General features: G+C 45.1%; 15 protein-coding genes, 1 pseudogene and 1 riboswitch. Of the genes and pseudogenes, 6 read left to right on the top strand and 10 right to left on the bottom strand.

Annotated features, from left to right (window positions below; translation table 11 throughout):
* Positions 1–441 precede the first annotated feature (441 nt).
* Together ACUVJL_RS28350 and ACUVJL_RS28345 are read left to right on the top strand one after the other, a co-directional pair.
* A complete protein-coding gene (locus ACUVJL_RS28350; protein ID WP_333441278.1) occupies positions 442–1086 on the top strand; it encodes a hypothetical protein in 645 nt (214 codons plus the stop codon).
* A gap of 20 nt (positions 1087–1106) precedes the next feature.
* Positions 1107–1850: a pentapeptide repeat-containing protein gene (locus ACUVJL_RS28345; protein ID WP_445248897.1), complete on the top strand. Its 744-nt coding sequence runs from the start codon at positions 1107–1109 to the stop codon at positions 1848–1850.
* 182 nt (positions 1851–2032) lie between these two features.
* Here ACUVJL_RS28345 and ACUVJL_RS28340 read toward each other — a convergent pair whose 3' ends face one another.
* On the bottom strand, positions 2033–2560 hold the full coding sequence (locus tag ACUVJL_RS28340) for a hypothetical protein (protein ID WP_445248896.1): 528 nt from the start codon (positions 2558–2560) through the stop codon (positions 2033–2035).
* A gap of 661 nt (positions 2561–3221) precedes the next feature.
* On the opposite strand from ACUVJL_RS28340, the gene pyrE reads away from it, so the two are divergent.
* The 3 genes from pyrE to dcm all read left to right on the top strand — a co-directional run bounded on the left by pyrE (position 3222) and on the right by dcm (position 6320).
* Positions 3222–3797: an orotate phosphoribosyltransferase gene (gene pyrE / locus ACUVJL_RS28335; protein ID WP_445248895.1), complete on the top strand. Its 576-nt coding sequence runs from the start codon at positions 3222–3224 to the stop codon at positions 3795–3797.
* Between the two features lie 124 nt (positions 3798–3921).
* Positions 3922–4974 carry a restriction endonuclease gene (locus tag ACUVJL_RS28330; protein ID WP_445248894.1) on the top strand — a complete coding sequence of 351 codons (1053 nt, stop codon included), beginning with the start codon at positions 3922–3924 and terminating at the stop codon, positions 4972–4974.
* Positions 4975–5027: 53 nt separating this feature from the next.
* On the top strand, positions 5028–6320 hold the full coding sequence (gene dcm, locus ACUVJL_RS28325) for a DNA (cytosine-5-)-methyltransferase (protein WP_445248893.1): 1293 nt from the start codon (positions 5028–5030) through the stop codon (positions 6318–6320).
* 19 nt (positions 6321–6339) lie between these two features.
* Here dcm and ACUVJL_RS28320 read toward each other — a convergent pair whose 3' ends face one another.
* The 3 genes from ACUVJL_RS28320 to ACUVJL_RS28310 all read right to left on the bottom strand — a co-directional run bounded on the left by ACUVJL_RS28320 (position 6340) and on the right by ACUVJL_RS28310 (position 9660).
* Positions 6340–6933, bottom strand: coding sequence for a Uma2 family endonuclease (locus tag ACUVJL_RS28320; RefSeq protein ID WP_445248892.1), 594 nt, complete (start codon positions 6931–6933; stop codon positions 6340–6342).
* A 264-nt stretch (positions 6934–7197) separates the two neighbouring features.
* A complete protein-coding gene (gene thiC / locus ACUVJL_RS28315; RefSeq protein WP_172190916.1) occupies positions 7198–8571 on the bottom strand; it encodes a phosphomethylpyrimidine synthase ThiC in 1374 nt (457 codons plus the stop codon).
* A gap of 7 nt (positions 8572–8578) precedes the next feature.
* A riboswitch (TPP riboswitch) is annotated at positions 8579–8675 on the bottom strand.
* Positions 8676–8862: 187 nt separating this feature from the next.
* Positions 8863–9660, bottom strand: a complete 798-nt coding sequence (locus ACUVJL_RS28310) for a Uma2 family endonuclease (protein ID WP_445248891.1) — start codon at positions 9658–9660, stop codon at positions 8863–8865.
* Positions 9661–9980: 320 nt separating this feature from the next.
* Here ACUVJL_RS28310 and ACUVJL_RS28305 point away from each other — a divergent pair, with 320 nt between their 5' ends.
* A complete protein-coding gene (locus ACUVJL_RS28305) occupies positions 9981–10733 on the top strand; it encodes a DUF4058 family protein (protein ID WP_445248890.1) in 753 nt (250 codons plus the stop codon).
* 96 nt (positions 10734–10829) lie between these two features.
* Here ACUVJL_RS28305 and ACUVJL_RS28300 read toward each other — a convergent pair whose 3' ends face one another.
* From ACUVJL_RS28300 to ACUVJL_RS28275, 6 genes and pseudogenes are all read right to left on the bottom strand, one after another.
* Entirely contained in the window at positions 10830–14183 is a 3354-nt protein-coding gene (locus ACUVJL_RS28300) for an NACHT domain-containing protein (RefSeq protein WP_445248889.1), read from the bottom strand.
* Positions 14184–14431: 248 nt separating this feature from the next.
* Positions 14432–14611, bottom strand: a complete 180-nt coding sequence (locus ACUVJL_RS28295) for a hypothetical protein (protein WP_445248888.1) — start codon at positions 14609–14611, stop codon at positions 14432–14434.
* A gap of 12 nt (positions 14612–14623) precedes the next feature.
* Complete coding sequence (locus ACUVJL_RS28290; RefSeq protein ID WP_445248887.1) at positions 14624–15184, bottom strand: Uma2 family endonuclease; 561 nt, start codon at positions 15182–15184, stop codon at positions 14624–14626.
* A gap of 655 nt (positions 15185–15839) precedes the next feature.
* On the bottom strand, positions 15840–18137 hold the full coding sequence (locus ACUVJL_RS28285) for a Calx-beta domain-containing protein (RefSeq protein ID WP_445248886.1): 2298 nt from the start codon (positions 18135–18137) through the stop codon (positions 15840–15842).
* Positions 18138–18941: 804 nt separating this feature from the next.
* Complete coding sequence (locus tag ACUVJL_RS28280) at positions 18942–21074, bottom strand: tetratricopeptide repeat protein (protein ID WP_445248885.1); 2133 nt, start codon at positions 21072–21074, stop codon at positions 18942–18944.
* A 198-nt stretch (positions 21075–21272) separates the two neighbouring features.
* Positions 21273–21591: pseudogene (locus tag ACUVJL_RS28275) on the bottom strand (hypothetical protein); the annotation flags it as partial.

Below are 21591 nucleotides of genomic sequence, written 5' to 3'. Positions count from 1 at the left end.
GTAGTACCGCCAGTTGTATCTGTCTGAGCAGAAGCAGGTAGATGAGCTGGTGCTAGGGCTAAACCAGCAGCTATAATACCTGCACCGATTGCTTTGGATAAATCAGAACGTTTCATAATTCAAATGCTCTCTGTTGGTTAGAATCTTTAACTATCACAACTATATCGATCGTCTATTAAAGTTAAATCCACCTCTAGCAGTAAACATACTTATCTTCCACCTATAACTACAGATTGATATCAGATTTTTAGCAGCAAGACGAAATTAAATATTGCTCGCTTGTGAGGCAGTGCGGCACTAGAAATTGCGGGCTTGGCACATCGCTTGCTTGTGAGGAACTGCGGCAGTCCCGACAATAGACAAAGTGTTGTTGACAAAAAAAGGTAAACTCAGATATTGCACAGACAACTGTGGGAACTCGATCGACGGAGATAAAAACTTTTGGGTATAGAGCTACGCAGCTACGTATTTCTAGACAACTTGCAGCCGCAGCACGCAGCATACATCGGCACTATCGCCGCCGGATTTTTGCCGCTGCCGGGGGATGCGTCGCTGTGGATTGAAATCTCGCCCGGTATCGAAATTAACCGAATTACCGATGTCGCCCTCAAATCTGCCTCGGTGCGCCCGGGAGTCCAGATAGTCGAACGCTTGTACGGCCTTCTGGAAGTACACTCGGGTCAGCAGGGGGAAACTCGGGCCGCAGGCAAAGCAATTCTAGAATTCATCGGAGTCCGCAGAGAAGAAGGTATCAAACCGCGAGTGATTTCCAGTCAAATTATTCGCAACATTGACCCCCACCAAACACAATTAATCAACCGCAGCCGCCGCGGACAGTTGCTGCTGGCGGGACAAACGCTTTACGTCTTAGAAGTAGAACCGGCGGCCTATGCAGCGCTGGCGGCCAATGAAGCAGAAAAAGGCGCATCTATTAACATCTTAGAGGTTCAGGCTGTAGGCAGTTTCGGACGGCTTTACCTCGGCGGCGCAGAACGAGATATTATAGCAGGTTCCCAGGCAGCAATTGCGGCGGTGGAAAACGTGACGGGTCGAGAAAATCCAGCAATTTTTGGTCGCAAGGAATAGCCGTTAAAGGAGATGCAATTATGGCAAACACACAGCATTTAGCGCTGTTAAAAAAAGGTGCAGTTACTTGGATTGAATGGAGAAGTCTCAACCCAAATATAGAACCGGATCTCAGCGAAGCTAACCTCGCCGACGCAAATCTCAGAGGCGCCCATCTTTGGCGCTCGAACCTTTTTAAAACAGACTTGTTTAAGGCTAAATTAATTTCGGCAAACCTCGCCGAATCTAATTTTAGTTTAGCAAATCTTGCCGGAGCGCAACTGCTCGAAACTAATTTAATTAAAGCTAATTTAACTGGAACCAACCTCCGAGCGGCAGACCTCAGGGGAGCTGATTTGAGCGGTGCTAATTTAATTGGGTCTGACATCACTGCTGCCAATCTCCAACAAACCGATTTCGCAGATGCAAATTTAATCGGTGCGGTGATGTTTCGAGTTAATGCGATGGGCGCCAACCTCAACTTTGCTAATCTCAGTCAAGCCAATCTCACTCAAGCCGAATTCATTGAAGCACATTGCTATGCAGCCAATTTCTCTAAAGCTAACCTCGGGGAAGCTCACTTCACTGCAGCATATCTTTTCAAGGCCAATCTCAGTTTTGCGGAGTTGAGCGGTGCCGATTTCCGGTGGGCAAACCTCGGGAAAGCTGATTTGAGAGGGGCGAATTTGACCCGGGCAAATCTCAGAGGAGCGAACTTGGCGGGAGCTAATCTGGGCGAAGCTATTTTGAAAGGAACAATGATGCCTGACGGCAGCATTGTTTGATAAATATTGGATAATATTTAGTCCTGTAAAATAACTGCGATAGTTAAAAAAAAGCCAGTTGCGCCTTTACCGAAAGCATTGCCCAAACATGAAATTTTGGGGCGGGTTAAGACTTTCTCTCTCATACAAATCCGAGATGAGAGTAAACCCGCCTCGGCTCAAAACTCGCAACTGTCGATCGATTAATTTTTGCGAGTCGGCGATACTTGATAAAGTCCTCTGACGGGGCCTGGATCGGTCTGTGAATCTTGCTGGTCTCTTGGAAGTGTAAACTGATCTTGGAGCCCGGCGGGAGTGGGGAAACAGCCGCTCGGTTGAGGTGCTAGCTGGCAAGCTGCAGGCAGTGCCATGACTGAGGAATCGAAGGGATTAACTGCATCCGGGACACGGAGAATCGGATCGCTGGAAACTTGCCGCTGCATTATTCGTCGGTAAAGGCCGTTGACGCGACTGGCATCCCGCTCAATTTCTTTGTCGGGAAAGGCAACGACGCCGCTGGGGGAACCGATGCCTAAATAGTCGCCCAAGTAACCTTGCAAGCTGACGTTCTGGTAAAAGTCTCCTGAAGCTTCAAAGAATTGTCGGTTGAAGTCGTCGGCAATCGGGTGAAATCGCTCTGTTTGTGCTTGAGCTGGTTTGACCGATGCCATTGCGGCAGAGGCGACAGCGAGAATCAACGCGCCACTCAGGCTTTTTAACTTTTGACTCATATATTTGGGCCTCCTTAATTAATTCCGATTCCAATTTGACACTCCCCCGCGTGAAGCCAGGGGGATTCTTAATTCATCGACTGACCTTTAAGCGCTGTGTCCTTGCGGCAATCCTTAAACTTTTCAACCCTGCAATTGTACCAATTGACGAGCTTAACTCACAACCACCCCTTCTTGGTCTATCTCCAAAAGCGTACTAGGATACGAACCTAGAGTTCGGGTGTGCCCCACCCTACTTGATTGAAACAAATTATTGATTTTCTGGTGCGTGAGAATGCGTTGATTCCCGAGCTCTGTTTTACAAGGTTTTTGCTACCCTTCTTTTTGCTTTTAAAAAGCTTTCAGGTTCGAGGGTGCCGACTAAAAGCCGCTTCACAACCGCCCACCTTGGGAATTACAACCATGTCTATTCTATCAAAAAGCCGTCAAGGGATTTTAGATTTTAGATTTTAGATTTTAGATTAAAGAATTGAAGCATTGACCCCACGGATAAATTCGGGGGGCAAGTTTCATCGGATACAGGTTTTTTATTTCTGGACGGATGAATCCGGGGGCTTGTATCCTGGATGCTTTCGGTCAAGCGAAGGACGGGATTTTCAACCCAATTTTTTGATAAACTGATTATCGGCGGATTATTTGTGTTTTTTACAGGGTGTGAGTTATGGATGCTGCGGATTTAAAGGTGTTGCGCGATCGACTTCTAGATTTGTTGTGCGAGTTTGCCTATCGCGAAGGCGATTTTGTGTTGTCTTCGGGGCAGAAAAGTTCTTATTACATTAACTGCAAACCGGTGACGCTGCACGCTGAAGGTGCTTTGGCAACGGGACGTTTGCTGTTGTCGATGCTGTCGTCGGATGTAGAAGCTGTGGGCGGTTTGACTTTGGGTGCTGACCCGATTGTAACTGCTGTGAGTGTGGTTTCGGCTCTGGAAGGTCGATCGATTCCGGCGCTAATTGTCAGAAAGGAGACGAAGGGACACGGGACAATGGCGTACATTGAGGGGCCGCTGTTGCCAGAGGGCACGAATGTGGCGGTTTTGGAGGATGTGGTGACGACGGGTAAGTCGGCGATGCAGGCGGTGGAACGGTTGCGGGGTGCGGGTTATAAAGTCGATCGCGTGTTGTCGCTGATTGACAGAGAGCAAGGTGGTGCCCAGTTTTATCAATCTGTTGGATTAAACTTTGAAACAGTTTTTACGATTAATGATCTTCAAAAGTGGATGGCTAGCAAAAAATAGGCAAAAGTGCGATCGCCACCCTCTTCCCCTGAAGAATCGCGTCAACGCCCACCGAACATTTAATAGCGAGAAGGGCGGGCGATCTCATCAAACTCACAGCACTTAATATCACACAAAACCAAAAATGTCAACTCGAAATTACAGAAGAACAGTTGAAGAAATCCGTGAGTTAGCTTCTATGTTTTGGCCTTCCGACTTATCTCAAAAGGAAGCAGAACTCAGTGTCATACCAAAATTGATAGAAACTCAAGAGCAATTTATTGCTATTCTTAGCGTCCCTGTTTCGGAGTTAAGCGGATTATTTCAAATAGTAGAAGCTTCAACACTTTCTGCAAATATGTTCCTGAAGCATTTAATTGTACTGGCGGACTTTGGGGGAGAAATGATAAAAAGAGTGAATAGTCAGTTTAATTCTATGTTTCCCTTAAATAAATTAGATTACCTTTGGAATCTGCAAACTTACTCTTATCAATTCACTTTTCTACCAGCATCAGGTCAACTAACCAATAATAAACTAGGGATTGACGGTAAAAAAATACTCCAAAATCAATCTTTATCTATGGCACATAAAGATTTAATAGCAATTCTTTTGTTCGGCGCTAGTTCACTGAATGAAAAAAGCCCTGAGGTTCTAGCTAAATGTGAAATTGGTAATTACTTAGGTCAACCCGATAAATTAAATAAGTTTATTAAACAACGATATATCTGGGTTAGCCGGATAACCTCTGGGTCACAAGCCAATACTTTAGGTCAAATCGCTCAAAACTTTGTCAAAGAATACTTACAAGATAATTTAGGGGTTATAGATATAGATATTAGACCTAACGGTCATTTACCCGGCGTTAGACATACTGACCAAGAAAGCGAAAAAGGACTAACAACATTTGATCTGGTGCTTTCTCAAGAAGATAAGTTTGTTGCAATAGAGATTAGCTTTCAGGTAACAACAAATAGTGTAATTGAACGTAAAGCTGGACAAGCAAGAGCTAGATTTGAGCAGATTGAAAAGGCAGGTTATAAAATGGCTTATGTCATTGATGGCGCTGGTAACTTTGAGAGGGAAAATGCAATCAGAACCTTGTGTACTTATAGTCATTGCACTGTTGCATTTTCCCACAATGAACTTAATGTACTTTGCGATTTTTTGAGGGATTACTTTGTGCCTAACAATAAGTAAAGAGATGGTATACTGAAGAAATGGTGTTAAAATCTAAACTAACTAAAATTATTATGCCAAAAATCCGTTTTATTGACTTATTCTCAGGAATAGGCGGCATGAGATTAGCGTTTGAATCCGCCGCTCGTTCCTTGAATCTGGAAACAGAATGCGTATTAAGCAGCGAAATCAATCCCGACGCTCAGTTAGTTTACCAGAAAAACTTTGCCGACACACCTTTAGGCGACATCCGATTAATTGACAAACTGCCTGAACATGAAATTTTACTAGCGGGATTTCCTTGTCAGTCTTTCTCCTATGCTGGCAAAAAAGAGGGATTTGGAGACACCAGAGGCACCTTATTTTTTGAGATTGCAAGGTTAATTGATACCTTTAAACCTCAAGCATTTATTTTCGAGAACGTGCGGGGGCTTGTCAGCCACGACGGCGGCCGAACCCTCGAAACTATTAAGGGCGAAATCAAAAGCCGAGGTTACAGCTTCGATTATTTTTTGCTCAACAGCTCTAACTTTAGTTTACCTCAGAACCGCGTCCGAGTTTACCTAGTAGGAATTTTAAATGCTTCGCCCCAATTTAAGCTAATTACCGACGTAGGCCCAAAAGATTCGCATTCCTCTAGTCATCAACAGCTATCGTTCTTTTCCCCGTTAAGTCAACCTGTCACAGTTGCAGATATTTTGGAAGACAATCCAGATCCCAAATATGATTGTTCGCCAGAATTTGTTAATGCCTTGAAACAAATAGTTAACAATAATTTTAGCCGACTGCACGGTAGGCGACTAATTGACTATCGCGGTGGCAATTCGATTCATTCTTGGGAACTGGGTTTGCGAGGCGAGTGCAGTTTAGAGGAAATTGAATTAATGAATCTTTTTATCTTGAAAAGGCGCAATAAAGAATTTGGATCTGACCAAGATGGCAAGCTATTAACTAAAGAGCAAATAGCTACTTTTTTTGCTCATCCCAATCTCGACGAAATGCTGGATTCCTTGGTAACAAAAAAGTACCTGCAACGGCACAACAATCAATACAAACCTGTATCCGGTAACTTTTCCTTTGAAGTCTATAAATTCCTCGATCCGCAGAAAATTTCTGTAACAATTGTTGCCAGTGATGCTAATAGATTAGGAGTTTACTATCATAACCGAGTCCGCAGGATTACTCCCCGCGAAGCAGCACGGTTACAAGGTTTTTCAGATAGTTTTATTTTGCATCCTAATGATGAGAAAGCTTATCATCAACTGGGTAATAGTGTAAGTATTAATGTAGTTAAAGCTGTTGCTCTAGAAGTTATCCAGAATTGTTTATCCTCTGCAAAGCAAGTGCCTTTGAAAAATGCTGTTTAATCAGCATCAAGCAGCAAATTTATTGTTCTGGGGTTGAGGAAGTGCGATCGCCCGCACTCAATATCAAATCCACACTGACTGTAAAATCAGGAAATGCGATCGGTGCCACCTCTTGACCAGGGTACAAATTTAGTATTAAACTATAACCGTTTGGTGTTGGCTGGCGGTAAACTTCCAAGCTGTTTTCCACTAAATTAACCAGCCAAACCTCTTGAATTAGCGATCGGGCATAAATAGGAATTTTGACATTTCTGTCATTATCCACTGTACTGTCAGCGACTTCTACTAAAAGTAACACTTCTGAGGGAACTGGATGTGCTGTCTCGTAATCATCATCGCGAAATTGGAGCAATACTACATCAGGTTGCGGTTCAGTACGTTCGCTTAACTGAACAGGGTTTTGGACATCAACGATAACTCTATCTTCTGGTAATCGGTGAAAAAGTCGGTTAAGTCGTCTCACAGCAGTTGCGTGACGAGTTCCAATAGCGGCCATTTGAATAATTTCTCCTTCAATGAGTTCGACGCGCTCAGCTTCAGAAAGAATCCCTGTCTCACCCATCAAATGATATTCTTTCACCGTAAAAAGGCGTTTTTGAAGTTGAACGGACATCGCAATTCTCCTTTTCGGAAACTCCTTTTAATATAACCTTAAGTATAGCCTTTCGAGCTCTCATATGAGGTACGACTGGGCATAGGGCATAGGGCATAGGGCATAGGGCATAGGGCATAGGGCATACCTCACTTTTTTGAGAACCGCTATAAGTTGCGCCATCAGCACCCTACTTTTGAGCGGGCAGGATGCCCGCCCCACAAGAAACGAAACAGCTTTACGATTAAGTAAGGTGGGCAATACCCACCCTAGGAATTAATCCAATTAGCTTTGGGCTACAGGTTCCTTAGCCAAAAACTTCTCTAATTCCGTCAAAGCATCGGCATCAACCTTAGTCTGCATCGGACAGAACTTAGGCCCACACATTGAACAGAATTCAGCAGTTTTGTAGATATCCGCCGGCAAAGTTTCGTCGTGATATTCCTTTGCCCGTTCTGGATCTAATGACAGCTCAAATTGACGGTTCCAATCGAAATTGTAACGCGCTTTCGAGAGTTCATCATCGCGATCGCGCGCACCCGGACGGCCCCGTGCAATATCTGCAGCGTGAGCCGCGATTTTGTAAGCAATCAGCCCGTTTCGGACATCCTCAGCATTCGGCAATCCTAAGTGTTCCTTCGGCGTCACGTAACACAGCATTGCAGTACCGTACCAACCAGCCATCGCCGCCCCAATTGCTGAGGTAATGTGGTCGTACCCAGGCGCAATATCTGTCACCAACGGGCCCAAAACATAGAAGGGTGCTTCCGAACACTCCTCCATTTGTTTCTTGACATTAAACTCAATTTGATCCATCGGCACGTGGCCCGGGCCTTCCACCATTACCTGCACATCATGTTCCCAAGCTTTGCGAGTTAATTGTCCCAAAGTTTTGAGTTCAGCTAATTGAGCATCATCGGACGCATCGTGAGTGCAACCGGGGCGCAGAGAATCTCCCAAACTAAACGAAACATCGTATTTTTTGAAGATTTCAATGATGTCGTTAAAGTGAGTGTAGAGAGGATTTTGTTTGTGGTGATGCAGCATCCACCGCGCCAAAATGCCACCGCCGCGAGAGACAATCCCAGTCAGCCGATTTTTTACCAACGGCAAATGCTCGATCAGAATTCCGGCGTGAATTGTTTGGTAATCAACACCTTGTTGAGCGTGTTTGTCAATGATGTGAAGAAAGTCGTTGGGGGTCAGACTTTCCATATTACCGTGAACGCTTTCTAAAGCTTGGTAAATTGGTACTGTACCGATCGGCACCGGTGAAGCTTTGATAATCGTAGTGCGAATTTCATCCAAATTGCCGCCGCCGGTGGACAAGTCCATCACGGTATCAGCGCCGTATTTCACTGCTAGTTTAAGCTTGTCAACTTCTTCTTCCATATTGGAAGAGTTGGGAGATGCACCGATATTAGCATTGACTTTGCATTTAGACGCAATACCGATCGCCATCGGTTCCAGATTCGGGTGATTGATGTTAGCGGGAATAATCATTCGTCCCCGTGCTACTTCCGCGCGGATCAGTTCTGGCGGGAGATTCTCTCGCTTAGCAACAAAGTGCATTTCCTCAGTAATTACACCTTGACGGGCGTAGTGCATTTGAGATACATTGCTCTGCCCGCTACGCTTAGCGATCCATTCGGTACGCATATTTAATTTCCTTGATAAACAGCTTCCCTCCGCTGGTATTACCCAGACTCAGGTTCTAAGGGTGTTTTCTCAGCCCGGATATTCGGGCACCCCTAGCTAAGCTGTTAATAGTAGCACTGATGTCTGTACCAGATGAAAGCAATTAAGGAAATCTTAATATAAACAATGGGGTGAGGAGATCGAAAGTGCGATCGGTCTTTTGGGGCTTCTGATATTTCTGCTGTTTAAAAAGTACAAGCGAGCGAAGCTATCCCGAAGGCAATCGCACCCGATTTAACAACCTAAAAACAATCACACCTCATCAGGATTAATCCCCATTTCGCGCAATTTTGCTGCTAGGCGATCGGCGCGTTGTTTTTCTTCCTCGGCGCGAAGGCGTTCTTCTTCAGCGCGAAGGTGTTCTTCTCGGGCGCGTTCCTCTCCAATTAACAGCAAATTCCCTTCACTATCCCACCAACGCAACCAAGGTAAATTCATCTCATCATATTCACCTTGCCAAATTCCCAACTCAACTCCAAGCTGAGGAATCGGATAGCGACCGTGCTCATTTACACTCATGCGCTGATAGCGATTGTCTTCTAAATGATACATTTCTACAGCGGCTTTTTTCACTTCATAAATGCCGTAGTAAGGCACGCGAATCGCCTGTTCGTAAACCCAAAATTTGCCCACCTTTTGTTCTTCGGCTTGACCGGGTTCGGGCGGCGGCGTTCTGTCTCGCTCTTGGGCACCGTTCCCGGACACAAATTCCAAAACAATCAGCGGTGCAACGTATTCTTTCCACAATACATAAGAACGTCGCACCTCACCATTTAATAGTGGGGGAACATTCGGCACATAAAACCAATCTGGCGCTTCTGCACCGCGTTCGAGTGGGTCTGTTAAACGCCAATAAATCCCACAATCTTGACCGATGCGATAGCGTCCGTCAGGATGAATTCGTTGCAAAATTGGTCGGAGTGAATCTGTGAGAATAATGCTTTGAGGAAGTTCTTGAAAGTTTTTCACAAAAGTACCGTCCGACTCTGGTAATTCAGTGTGGTCTGGGAGATGGGTGACTTCCAATTCAAATGATTTGGCAATAGTCATAAAACTTGCACTGATTTGAGGAATTAAACTTATTATAGTATAATTTATCTTACAAACTCCCCGAATGAAACAGCCTTGCTTGCCAAGGGATATCTGCACTCAAACAGTGCTTGCACTGTTTCTATAGGCTGGCACTGTTGCTATAATAAATTACAAGACATCTGAACAAGTTTAATACAATATAAAATGGTTTTTTGTTGCAATACGTCAAGTTGTTGGTCGTAGTTGCACCCGCTCGGGAAAATGCTAAGGTATAGATATAGTATGGATGGAACCCACTACTTTCCATCATCCGTTTTCTCATTTCTTCTCTTGCGATTATGACTCCGAGTTTTCCCGGGATGAATCCTTATCTTGAAAATCCTGCTCTGTGGTCAGAGGTTCACTCCTGGCTGATTGTCGAGCTGGCGCGATCGCTCAATCCCTCACTCATACCCAAGTATCGAGCTGCTGTGGAGAAACGGGTTTACTTGGATGCTTTACTGGTCGGTATTCCAGATGCGTCTGTTTTTCAACAAAACCCTGAAGCCTCACGAACTTCTGGTGTAACAACTAGGGTTTTACAGCCGGCGCCAATTCGAGTGACATTACCTCTAGCTGAGGAAATCACCGAACGCTATCTGGAGATTAGGGAAGTAAAGACTGGGCGGGTGGTAACGGTTGTAGAAGTCCTCTCACCTAAGAATAAACGAGGCGGTGAAGGTCGAGACAAGTACCTGACGAAGCGACAAAAAGTTCTGAACAGCGCTACTCACTTGGTGGAAATCGATCTGCTGAGAAGGGGAAATTTTATGCCAATGGCCCAAGCGATTCGATCGCACTACCGCATTCTGGTTAGTCGGGCTAATCTCCGTCCGGAAGCTGAACTATACCCGTTTAATCTGCGTGAATCGATTCCTCAATTCTTGCTTCCTTTGCAGTCAGGAAATGAAGAACCTGTTGTGAATTTATCTGAGGTTTTGGGTGAAGTTTATCAGGAGGCAGCTTTGGATTTGGCGATCGATTATTCAGTGCAGCCTGTTCCACCGTTGAGTGAGGGTGATTTTCAGTGGGTGCGATCGTTGCGCGTCTAAGTTGCAAGTTAACGTTTGGTTTAGTTCTTATGGGACAGACAAGATGTATAACCGGATTATGCCAAATACATGGGTAGTAGCTGATGCACCTTTCGCTTACACTGCATCCTTGGTCTTTTGCCACTCTGCGTCCATCTCCATCCCTAACTCCTCTCCTATCTCCTTTTCTAAAAATCCCTCAACCCGCTCAATCCACATACCCATGTTTACCACGCCTCTTAACGTTCTTTCTTCAACCCGCCACTCCCAATAGATCATTTTAATCCTCGTTTCTCCTCGTACTCGACTTCTTACGATTTCTAAAAAATTCCAATACACAAACCAATAATTATATTCCATATATTTTCCGTATTTAAAAATACAATAGTGAAGCCATATAAAGAGACTACTCGAAATACAAATAAAGAGAGCCTCCTGAATTAAAAAATTGCTTGGGATTAAGTTAATTATAAGCTTGCTTAACTCAGGATTTCCCAACAAAAACAATCCTATAATTACTCCAGAAACAATAGTAGTAGACATTGTTGAAAACATAACTGCCTGGAATTGTTGGGCGGACAGTTTTGTTCTCTTTTCCTTCTCTATTTTTATTATACTATCATACCAATATTCCTGTTTTAGGCGGGGATAGGATACGTATTGATAGAGTAATATAATTTGTAGGCTAGGCTCTATCTTTAAGAAAAGGAAATCCCATAGTGTTTCTGTTTCATCAAGAAGCTTGCGCATTTCGTTGTCATATCTTTCTATCGAAATTTTTCTGGAATCCTTTTCTTTTGCTATCTCTATACCCTTCTTAATTGAAACAAGTAAATGCTTCCACTTGATTGGCACTAAGTTAGTTTTCTGATCGTACAGCTCTATTGAACAGATGGGTATAATTAGTCGAGGATCTAACGAAAGCACTCGCACAGAGTTAGCTATCTCAAGCGGAACTCGACTTATAAGATAAGCCACCCGACCAGCAATAATGCTCAAATTAGAGTTAGTGGATGTTTCAAAAGGCTTCCAAATCCAGTCCAATCGCTCTTTTACTCTCTTCTGGTCTTCTGTAAGTTTGTAACTCCCAATTACTTTTTCTTGCTCGGAGTGCCGCAGCAAATGTGCTAAGAGCAATGCAGCACTACTTGCTAAGCTCTGATTGCTATGCCAAATCCAAGAAACTAGCATTTGTGTAGCTGTCGGAGTTCCTATATCAACTAGAATGTCCATCAACTCGACAGAGCTAGATGCCACCAGAGATGATTCGATCACTCCAGCTTCCACCCAATATGAGATTTTTGACACAGCTAAATCTCCCATTCGTACCAAAGCAGAATGTAGTACAGGACGCAGTTCAGCTCTATCTGCATACTGACGAGCCAGCACATCAGCAGCTTCAGCTAAGTTAGTCATTGACAGAGCATTCGCTGCTGCCTCGCGGCGGGCATCTATTTCTCCAATATTTTCAAGCGTATCTTTCAAGAAGTTGAATACGTCAGTGCGTCTCCGGTCGTCCGCAGCTACAGAGGCAAAGGCACGATTTACCACCTCGTCGTTACTACCTTTTCCTAGTTGATCTTTGAACCTATTGATAATTTCGTCTGCCAACGCTAAATCTACCCTCTGAGCATCAGCTAAACACTCAAAAGCAGTAATCTCCGAAATCCTGCGTACTTCCCGGATCAAATCGGTACTATCCCCAGCAAGTCCACACCAGAGTTTTACTGTCTCACGCCAAGCGTCATTATCAGCTTTGAAACGAGTGAGTAGACCATCCTTATCATCTATTAACTTAGACGCAGCGAAAAACTCTTGCAAAGTAAGATGAGCAAACTGATATTTCTCACCTCCATCTATTTTGATGAGTAAGCTGCTACGTTCTACAATTTCATTTAGTAGAGGCAAAGCGTCTTGGTCAGGCTGGAGATTAAGCTCAGGAAGTAACAGCTTTATCTGCTGCAAAACTGTCTTGAATTTGATGCTAGCGCTATCTTGCTGTTGCTGCTTAGTAATATCTTGGTTGTAAATAGCTAAATCCTGGAGTACAAACCGCTTCTCCCGTGCCTGAAACTGATTGTGTTCATGATGCCATTGATCTAGCAAAATATCTGTAGATTTCCGATAGAACTCAGCGCGTGAGCGAGGCAGTACCAATGAGGTATCAGCATAGAGGTAGGCAATGATAGTTAACATGAGCGGATTGCGTGCTAACGCCATGATTCGAGGTCGGTCGTGCAACGTCTGCATGAGTTGCTCAATCGACTTTCCTGGTGGCATATATTGTTTCCACGCCTTCAAAAAGTCTCTAATCTGTTGCTCGATGAATTCAACAACTTCCAGAGTCTCAAGATGGTTCAGATCGTCAAATTCACCTTTGTAGACTGCTGTACGGCAAGTAATAACGACACGACTATTTGGGTGCTTGTCCAATAAGTCCTTAATTTGTGCCACGACTTGCCAGCGATTATCGCTGTTGACTTCATCAAGACCATCTAGCAGCAACATTAGTGTACCTTGAGCTAAACTATGCTCTATAAAGAGCTGAGAATGAGGAAAATCATCCCGATCTAATGCCTCTACAAAGTGCTGTTCTAATGACTTGTCTGATTTGCTTAGCCGATGGAGTTCTAATAAAACTGGTACAGGTTGATCTGGTAGATTCAACCTACCTTCCGCGTAGCTAAGAGCAAGATACTTGAGCAGCATTGATTTACCAGAACCAGGTGCGCCTTTAACCATAAGTCGGCGATACTTGCTCACTGCACCGTAGGCATCGAGCTGTTCATTATCCTTAGTACCTGTAACTTTGAGAGGAACGTATATCTCGCGAATCTTCAGGGGTCGATTTGGTCGAAATGGGATTTTCAACTCCTGACACTTTTCAATTAGTCCCTTTCGATAATGTCGTAGAGCAATTCCACGTAAAAGTCGAGTTCCAGCACACCTGTTATATATCCAAGTACCTACCGCATTGAAAAAGCTGCTAACTACATTTTGTAAGGTTTCCTTACATATACATAGTATTAGAAAAAAAAACGCTGCGAGCCAACCCAGACCATCGAGGAGTCCATCGTTTACTTTCTCCCATAAATCGGAATCCTTAGCCTTCTTAAGCCGGGTATATTCGTTTTTATAAAAACTTTCTATCTCTTCTATCTCTTGAGAAGTCAGCTTCTTTTTGTACGGCTCAACCTTTTTATCGACTTCTTTTAGATCGGGAGAAAGCTTGTTCTCAATCCGAAACGCTAAATCTTCATTAAGTTTTTCCTTAATTTTGGCAATCAGTTCCTTCTTGGAAGTCGGAGTTGATTTCTGAGTGGAATGAGGTGTTGGAGTCTGAGAAAGACTGGGTAATGTTCCAGCCCAGCCAAGCAGCAATGTCAGAATTAGTGTAAAAATTCCTGCAAGCAGTTGATTTCTGATGAGGAAAAATCTTTGCCACTTTTTACGCTGAACTCGTTTTAGCATCTTAACTTCCTTCTTTATATATAAGCATATTGTATTTTGTTTCAAAAGCAAAAGCTGTAACAACTCAAGCAGCAGGGCGTTCCTACCCACAAGTTAGTCTCGCCAGAGTCACCCGATCGCGATCGCACTCACCCGATTTTCCCCTAAGCCACTATACCGATTCTCAAATAAGTGAGCTACGCCCCGATCGCATTCCAATTCCCAGGCGTACCTAATTTTACTGAAAAGTGCTATGTAATCATCAATTCTTACATCGAATCTGCTGACTTAGGTTGCTCCACCTTGCTATTTGAGGCATTTGTAATATCAGATTCCCCGGAGTCAATTTTGTCTGTATCCTGCTTTAATTCCGATACAACTGCGCCGCGATCGCGCCAAGCTTCCGCATTCTTAGGCTTAATGGCGATCGCTCGATCGTAAGCTGCCATTACTGATTCATACTAACCCAATATAAAATCAACACTCACTTCTAAATCGGGAAAAGCCAGCGGCGCAACTTGTTGACCGCGCCAAAACTTGAGCATTAAACTATAACCGTTCGGGCCTGGCTGACGGTAGACTTCCAAACAATTTTCAACTAAATCTACCAGCCAAACTTCCTGAATGAGCGATCGAGCGTAAATGGATACTTTCACATCTCTGTCATAATCAACCGTACTATCTGAAACCTCAACTAACAGCAAAACTTCAGACGGTACTGGATGCGCTGTAGCGTAGTAATCAGCGCGAGGTTCCAGCAATACAACATCCGGTTGAGGTTCAGTGCGCTCAGTCAACTGGATAGGGTCTTGGACACCCAGAGTCGCCAGATATTCTGGAATGAGGCTGAAGCGCCTGGTGAGACGCTTAACAGAACTTGCGTGACGAGTACCAATTGCAGCCATTTTAACAATCTCTCCTTCTATGAGTTCTACCCGATCGCCCTCGGAGAGAATACCAACCTCAGTCATCAAATGATATTCTTTTACTGTAAATAACCGTTTTTGAAGCTGAACAGACATATAACTATTCTCCTTGTTTGCAGCTTATACCAATTTAATGTGAAGTTCCACATATCTCGATCCCCCTAAATCCCCCTTAAGAAGGGGGACTTCGATCGGGATCTTGTCCCCCCCTTATTAAGGGGGGCTAGGGGGGATCGGATTCTACGGGGCCTCATAAAAAATTGGTATTACCTAAATTTACCATAAAAACAACCGCCCCAAACAGAGCGGCCCAAAGAGGAAAAATTTAGATAACAAACCTTAGACAAAAAGCATTTAAGTGCCCGCTATTAAGTCCGATCAAATACTCCTCAATAACTGTAGGTTTGGTTCCTCGCCAACTATTAATACAGTGAAATTGGATCGAAAGCTGCGATCGAATTTAACTGGTCATCAAGTAACCGAAGTAATTTATATCATGTCCGGTCGAGCGACCGCGATTTTTGTAGGGGCGGGTTAACCAACAATACCTGCCAATAATTGACCATCTCAAAAACCCGCCCCGACCGGGATATTATGGTTAATCGATCGGACATGATATTACCATAAAAAAACCGCCCCAAACAGAGCGGTAACAAGAGGAAAGATTTAGATAACAAACCCGTTCCAAAAAGCATTTAACAACTTGCAGACATATTAGTAGGGCAAGCATTGCTCGCCCCTACTAACACTCTTAAAGCAGAGTAATTGCAGTCGATGCCGGAGCACCGATCGGTCCTGGGCCAAAACCTAAATTCACCACACCACCATTCAAACCAGAAACATTATTAAGTGTCAGAGTGACGCTAGTTTGACCGGGATTAAAGTTCACCGCACCACCAGAAGGATTTGCAGTAAACGGCCCGACAATATTGAAATCTACATTATTCACAGGTTGGTTGCCGCCCGGAGCAGCAATCAAAAAGTCGATCGAAGCCGAAACCCCAGTATTGCCGCTGCGGTTAATTGTGAAATTTCCAGGAGCGCCATCAGGCACAGGACCCGAAGACGGACCGTAAGAAAAGAAAGTAGGAGGCACAGCAGTAGTATCAACAATCGACAGAACCGCTGCTGAAGGACTCGCCAAACTACCGCCACTCAAGAACAAATTCACCGTCTCAGTAGGCTCTGTGAGGCTATCAAATAAAGTTTGAACCGGGACTTGCGCGCTAGCTTGTCCGGGTGCAAAATTCACCGCTTTTTGAACCACAGCCGTGTAATCCGGTTGAGAACCCGCAGCCAGAGCAGTACCGTCCCCAGTGCCGAACACAATCGTAGCCGACACAGAAAGGTCGCCACCGCGATTGATCGTAATCGGAGCAGTGCTACCCTCGTTAACGCTGTAAGTAGCCGCACTGAAGAAAAACGTGTTTTGACCGGGAGTCGGCGTCGGAGTCGGAGCAGGCGTCGGAGTCGGCGTCGGAAAAGGAGTCGGAGTCGGAGTCGGAAAAGGAGTCGGAGTCGGAGTTGGGACGGGCGGCACATCCAGAATCGTCAAGATTGATGGATTGCTGCCCACATTGCCACCGCCCAGCACCAAATTCACCGTTTCCGGCGATTCCAGCATCATGTCGCTCAAAGCCGAAATCGTGAAACTAGCGCTATTTTGCCCCGGGGCAAAATTCAGGGAACCAGCCGCCACAGTGTAATCCGGTGCACTGCCTGCAGAAGTCGCCGAACCGTCAACAGTAGCGTAGTTAATCGATGCAGCACCCGTGCCACCCGTGCGAGTAACGTTAATCGTAGCCGCGCCGCCTTCATTCACCGTGTAACTCGCTTGGTCGAACTGGAAGATACTCGCAGGCGTCGGCGTTGGCGCAGGCGTCGGTGTCGGCGTCGCCAACTCGTCAGAAATCGCCAGAATTGTTGCCGGCATACTACCCAGAGTCGCACCGCCTGCGGGAGCCTGAAGTTGCAAAATCGCCGTTTCGGTTCCCTCAGCCAAACCGTCAGCCACGAGATTAAAGCTGATAGTCTTGGGCGAGGTTTCCCCGTCGGCAAAAGTTACCGTTTGGGGCTGTGCCACATTGTAGTCAGCAGGGCTGGCTTGACCGTTGGCTCCGCCCGGAGAGACAGTGTAGTTTACGGACACTGCGCCTTGGCTGCCGCCCGTGCGGGTGACATTAACAGTGACGTTATTTCCTTCTGTGCCGCTGTAGGTGGGCTGGCTGAAGTTCAACACGCCTGCACCGAGAACGGGTGTCGGGGTGGGGGCTGGGGTTGGAGTCGGTGTCGGTGTCGGTGTCGGGAATCCAGCTAATTGGAACCAGGCCGGATTCGCGCTCAGTTGGGCAGCGCTAAAACCTTGGATGTTGACTAAATACTCGCCGGTGCCGGTATCGCGAACTAGGGTGTTGCCGATGCTGATGCCGTTGGAGCCGGTGCCGTCGATGAACTGCAAATCGCTGAATTGCAGCCCCCCAAATAACTGGATGACATCGTTGCCGGCGACTCGAAAGTCGGTAATCATGTCGGCATCGAAGACTCCGGGGCCGCCAGTGGTGGCTGTGGGTCTGCCGTCGCCGACTCGCCCGATCGCAAAAATATCATTTCCAGCGCCGCCGCTCATTGTATCAGAACCGAGGTCGCCGTAGAGTACGTCGTCGCCGAGGTCGCCCAGCATCAAGTCGTTGTCTTTGCCGCCGAACATGGTGTCGTTGTCTTTGCCGCCGAACACGGTGTCATTGCCGTTGTTGCCGAAAACGCTGTCATTGCCGATGTCGCCTCTAACTAAGTCGTTCTCTTTGCCGCCGTATACTTGGTCGTCCTCTTTGCCACCGTATACTTGATCGTTGCCTTGGTTGCCGTTAACAATATCGTTACCTGGGCCGGCGAATATGAGGTCGTTTCCTGACCCTGCATCGATCGCATCATTGCCGTCGAGGCCGTTGATGGTGTCGTCACTCAGTAAGGTTCCCGGGTTAATTATGCGACCGTCTGGTAAAAATCCCGGTATGACATCGGGGCCGAGAGTTCCTGTTATGTTTGCCATTTTTTTTACTCCACAGGTTAATTATTTTTTCTTTTGGTAGAAGCACCTGTAGAGATTGTTCTGGGTAATAGTGCGGGATTTTAATTAACAGATGATTCTGGATAAAAACCTGGTATTTATGTCACTATTGACTAGATGTTTTTACCTAAAACAAATCCCTCACTGCAATTATTTGCTGTCCCGCTGTTTTGGTAACTGTATTTGTGCTTCGATGTCCTGTTAATAGTGAAGAATGAGAAGGCTATAGCAATGTTCCAGAGTTTTTTAAAGTTTTGCATGGAAATTACTACTTATTCAACTTAGCGGGAGTTCGACAAAAACCGCAGCGAAAATGGCTTTAAACCCAGAGCTATAATTCCTTTTAGCTCAACTAGGCATAAATCTAGTATTCACAAAGGTTTCAGGCGTTTTTAGGTACTCAACCTGTTTTCCTTGTGAGCGAGAGGTTTTCAGCCCCTAAAGCAGCTAGAAAAAATCTAATTACCGTTAGGAAATAATGCCGATCGCCCGATTGTTATATTACTGCTAATAGTTAAGCTATAGCTTTTCTCACAAAGAAATATAGAGTACGTTTAAACCCTGTGCTGTCAACCTTTTTAAGTTGAATTTTCTACCTAATCTACCCATTAACCGCTATATATTTTTCTATTAAATCAACCGATTTCAGGACGATATTTTCAAATATTTGTAGAGATTTTATGCAGCTAAAATTAGGGTGTACACGGAGGTGCGCACCTTAGGTTAACCAAAAATTGGGGTGCACACAAAGCGGTACACCTTACGCCTAACTAACTGTCCGAATATTCATTGGATTGTGGCTGGTTCTTCCTTCTCTTTTTCGCCGTCGGTAAATCCTTCTGTATCATATTTTAATTCTGATACAATTGCGCCTCGATCGCGCCAAGCTTCCGTATTTTCAGGCTTGATGGCAATAGCTCGATCGTAAGCTGCCATTGCTTCCTTATAGCGCTTTAATTCTGAAAAAGCTATCCCCAAATGACGCCAAGCATCGTAAGAATCTGGCTTAATAGCAATCGCTTTCTCATAAGCTGCGATCGCTTCTTCATGGCGCTGCAATGAAGCCAAAGATTCGCCTTTACAAAACCAAGCTTCGTAACACTCGGAATTAAGGGTAATTGCTGATTCGTAAGAGGCAATTGCTGCGGAGTGCTGCGACAGTTTGTCGAAAGCTACGCCTCGGTTGTGCCACACTTCAAAATCCTGCGGTTGAAGGGCTATTGCTTTGTCGTAGCATTCGATCGATTCTTGATATCGCTGCATTTTTGCGAGTACAGCGCCTTTATTGTACCAAACTTCGTATTTGTCGGAGCGGATGCCTAGAGCCCGATCGTAAGAATCAATAGCATCGCTGTAGCGCAGCAGTCTCCACAGCATATTGCCTCGATTGTACCAAGTTTCGTATCTGTTGGGATTGAGAGCAACAGCGCGATCGTAAGAATCGACTGCTGCTGCATACTGCTCTATTTTGCCCAGCATCGCCCCTCGATTGTGCCAAATTTCGCTGTCGGTTGCTTTGATAGCCAGGGCGCGATCGTAACTGGCGATCGCTTCTTCGTAATGCTGCAATTTACCCAACAAAGCCGCTATACTGTGCCAACAACCGTATTTTCGGGATTCGCTCGAACTTGCTCGCTCGTAACAAACGATCGCCTCTTCGTACCTGTGCAATTTTACCAGCAAATTCGCTTTATTATACCACGCTTCGTAGTTATCCGGTTTAATTGATATTGCTTGGTCGTAACAGGCGAGTGCTTCTTCGTGGCGCTGCAATTTTACTAACACATTTCCGCGCCAATACCAAGCCTCATCCAAATTATTATTCGCTAAAATAGCTTTTTCAAAGCAGATTACTGCCTCATCATAATTGCCTTGAAAATAAAGCCCTTCGCCTTGCTTGATATAATCGTCAGCAATGAAATTTTCGTCGCTAGGGGGTGCAGTTTGCGAATTTTGGGAATTGTTTAACTGCGGTTGAGGTGCGAGTGTGAGAGCTTCTTTGGCAACAACTGCGGGAACTTGGGAAATTTCTTGAACAATTTGAGATTTTTTCTCGTAAACTTCTGTCAGCAAAACTTGCAGGTGCATGAGAAATTGAGATTTGAGAGTCTCAATTTGCTGGACGGAAGATTTGGAAAGTTCAGTTTCTCTAGTTAAAAAATCAATGGATTGTTTAGCTGCACTCATTTGCGCTTCTAATTCATCCCTCAATTTTTGAGTTAGTTGGCGAGAATTTATGAGTTCTGATTCCAATACACCAATCCCCTGCAATCGTTTATTGGCATCAGCAACCAACTGTTTGACTACCAGCCGTCGCATCAGCCAAAAAAAAGCAATTGTCACTGGTGGAAAGACAGTACCAAGAATTAGTAAAATATTGAGCAGATTTATAGTATTATTAAAACCGTAGCCAGATTCAGCACTGCCAGTAAGCGGGGAGATAAAAGCGAAAACCTCGCGAACTTGAGGATTGCTTTCAACCCCGGTTTCGATTAATTTAGTCAGCCAGGTTTCTTGTAAAGATTTTGTTAGTTCATCGCCGGATGCAGCAGGAGTATTCGCCTGGCTTTTGGCAGCAGATAACTCTGGTTGAGCCGAAGCTAACAGCAAACCAGTCTGGGATTTTACAGCAATTCGTGGGGAAAATTGGTCGTGGGCGATCGTCTCAGGCGAGCTTATTGACTCAGCCCGACGGGATGCGGTAGTATTTGGGGAAAATTGTTCGTGGGCGATCGTCTCAGGCGAGCTTATTGACTCAGCTGCACGGGATGCGGTAGTATTTATGCCATCAACAAAGTTTCTAGCCTGCGGTGTCTCAGGAGAGATAGGAGGTGCAGCAGGATTGGCGCTAGTATTAGCAGTTAAATTCTGGGATGCGAGGGCAGCCAGAGTCAAGAGAGCTACATTTGAGACGCGCATAAACGTCAACTTACCTAGGAGAAATTAGTGCTTGGTTGTCAGCGATCGGGCGATCGACCTCATACTCTCAGCAATTAGAATAGCTGACTAGAGGAATGCTGACTTACTATCTCCAAAATACGCGCGCAGCGTGACTTTTCAGGAAAAGTGCCAATAATTCTGGCTGTGGAACTTTGGTAAAAGAATATATTCTCGCCACTAATGCGGTTGGATAACTCTCGGAATCATCATTAGGCTGGTAGGGCCGGGTTCATCAATCTGCACAATTAGCCAAATATCCGGGTGAACCCGCCCCAACCGAGCCGATTTTTGACTCCTTACCCCAGCTAAAACCGCTTCCGGCTGCTGAAGTTCGGTCGCCACTTCCTCTAAATCAGCACGGTAAATTTCACAGCTATTATTCGGACTTTCAATCAGCTTAGGAATGAGAATTAAATAACTTCCACAAGTTTGTGGGATGGGCGTCCCGCCCCTCCAATTTTGACGGGCGGGACGCCCCTCCCCCAATAACAAATAA

The organism is Microcoleus sp. OTE_8_concoct_300 (assembly GCF_031383065.1).
Classification (GTDB): domain Bacteria; phylum Cyanobacteriota; class Cyanobacteriia; order Cyanobacteriales; family Microcoleaceae; genus Microcoleus.
This window is presented reverse-complemented; position numbering and strand designations above follow the sequence as displayed.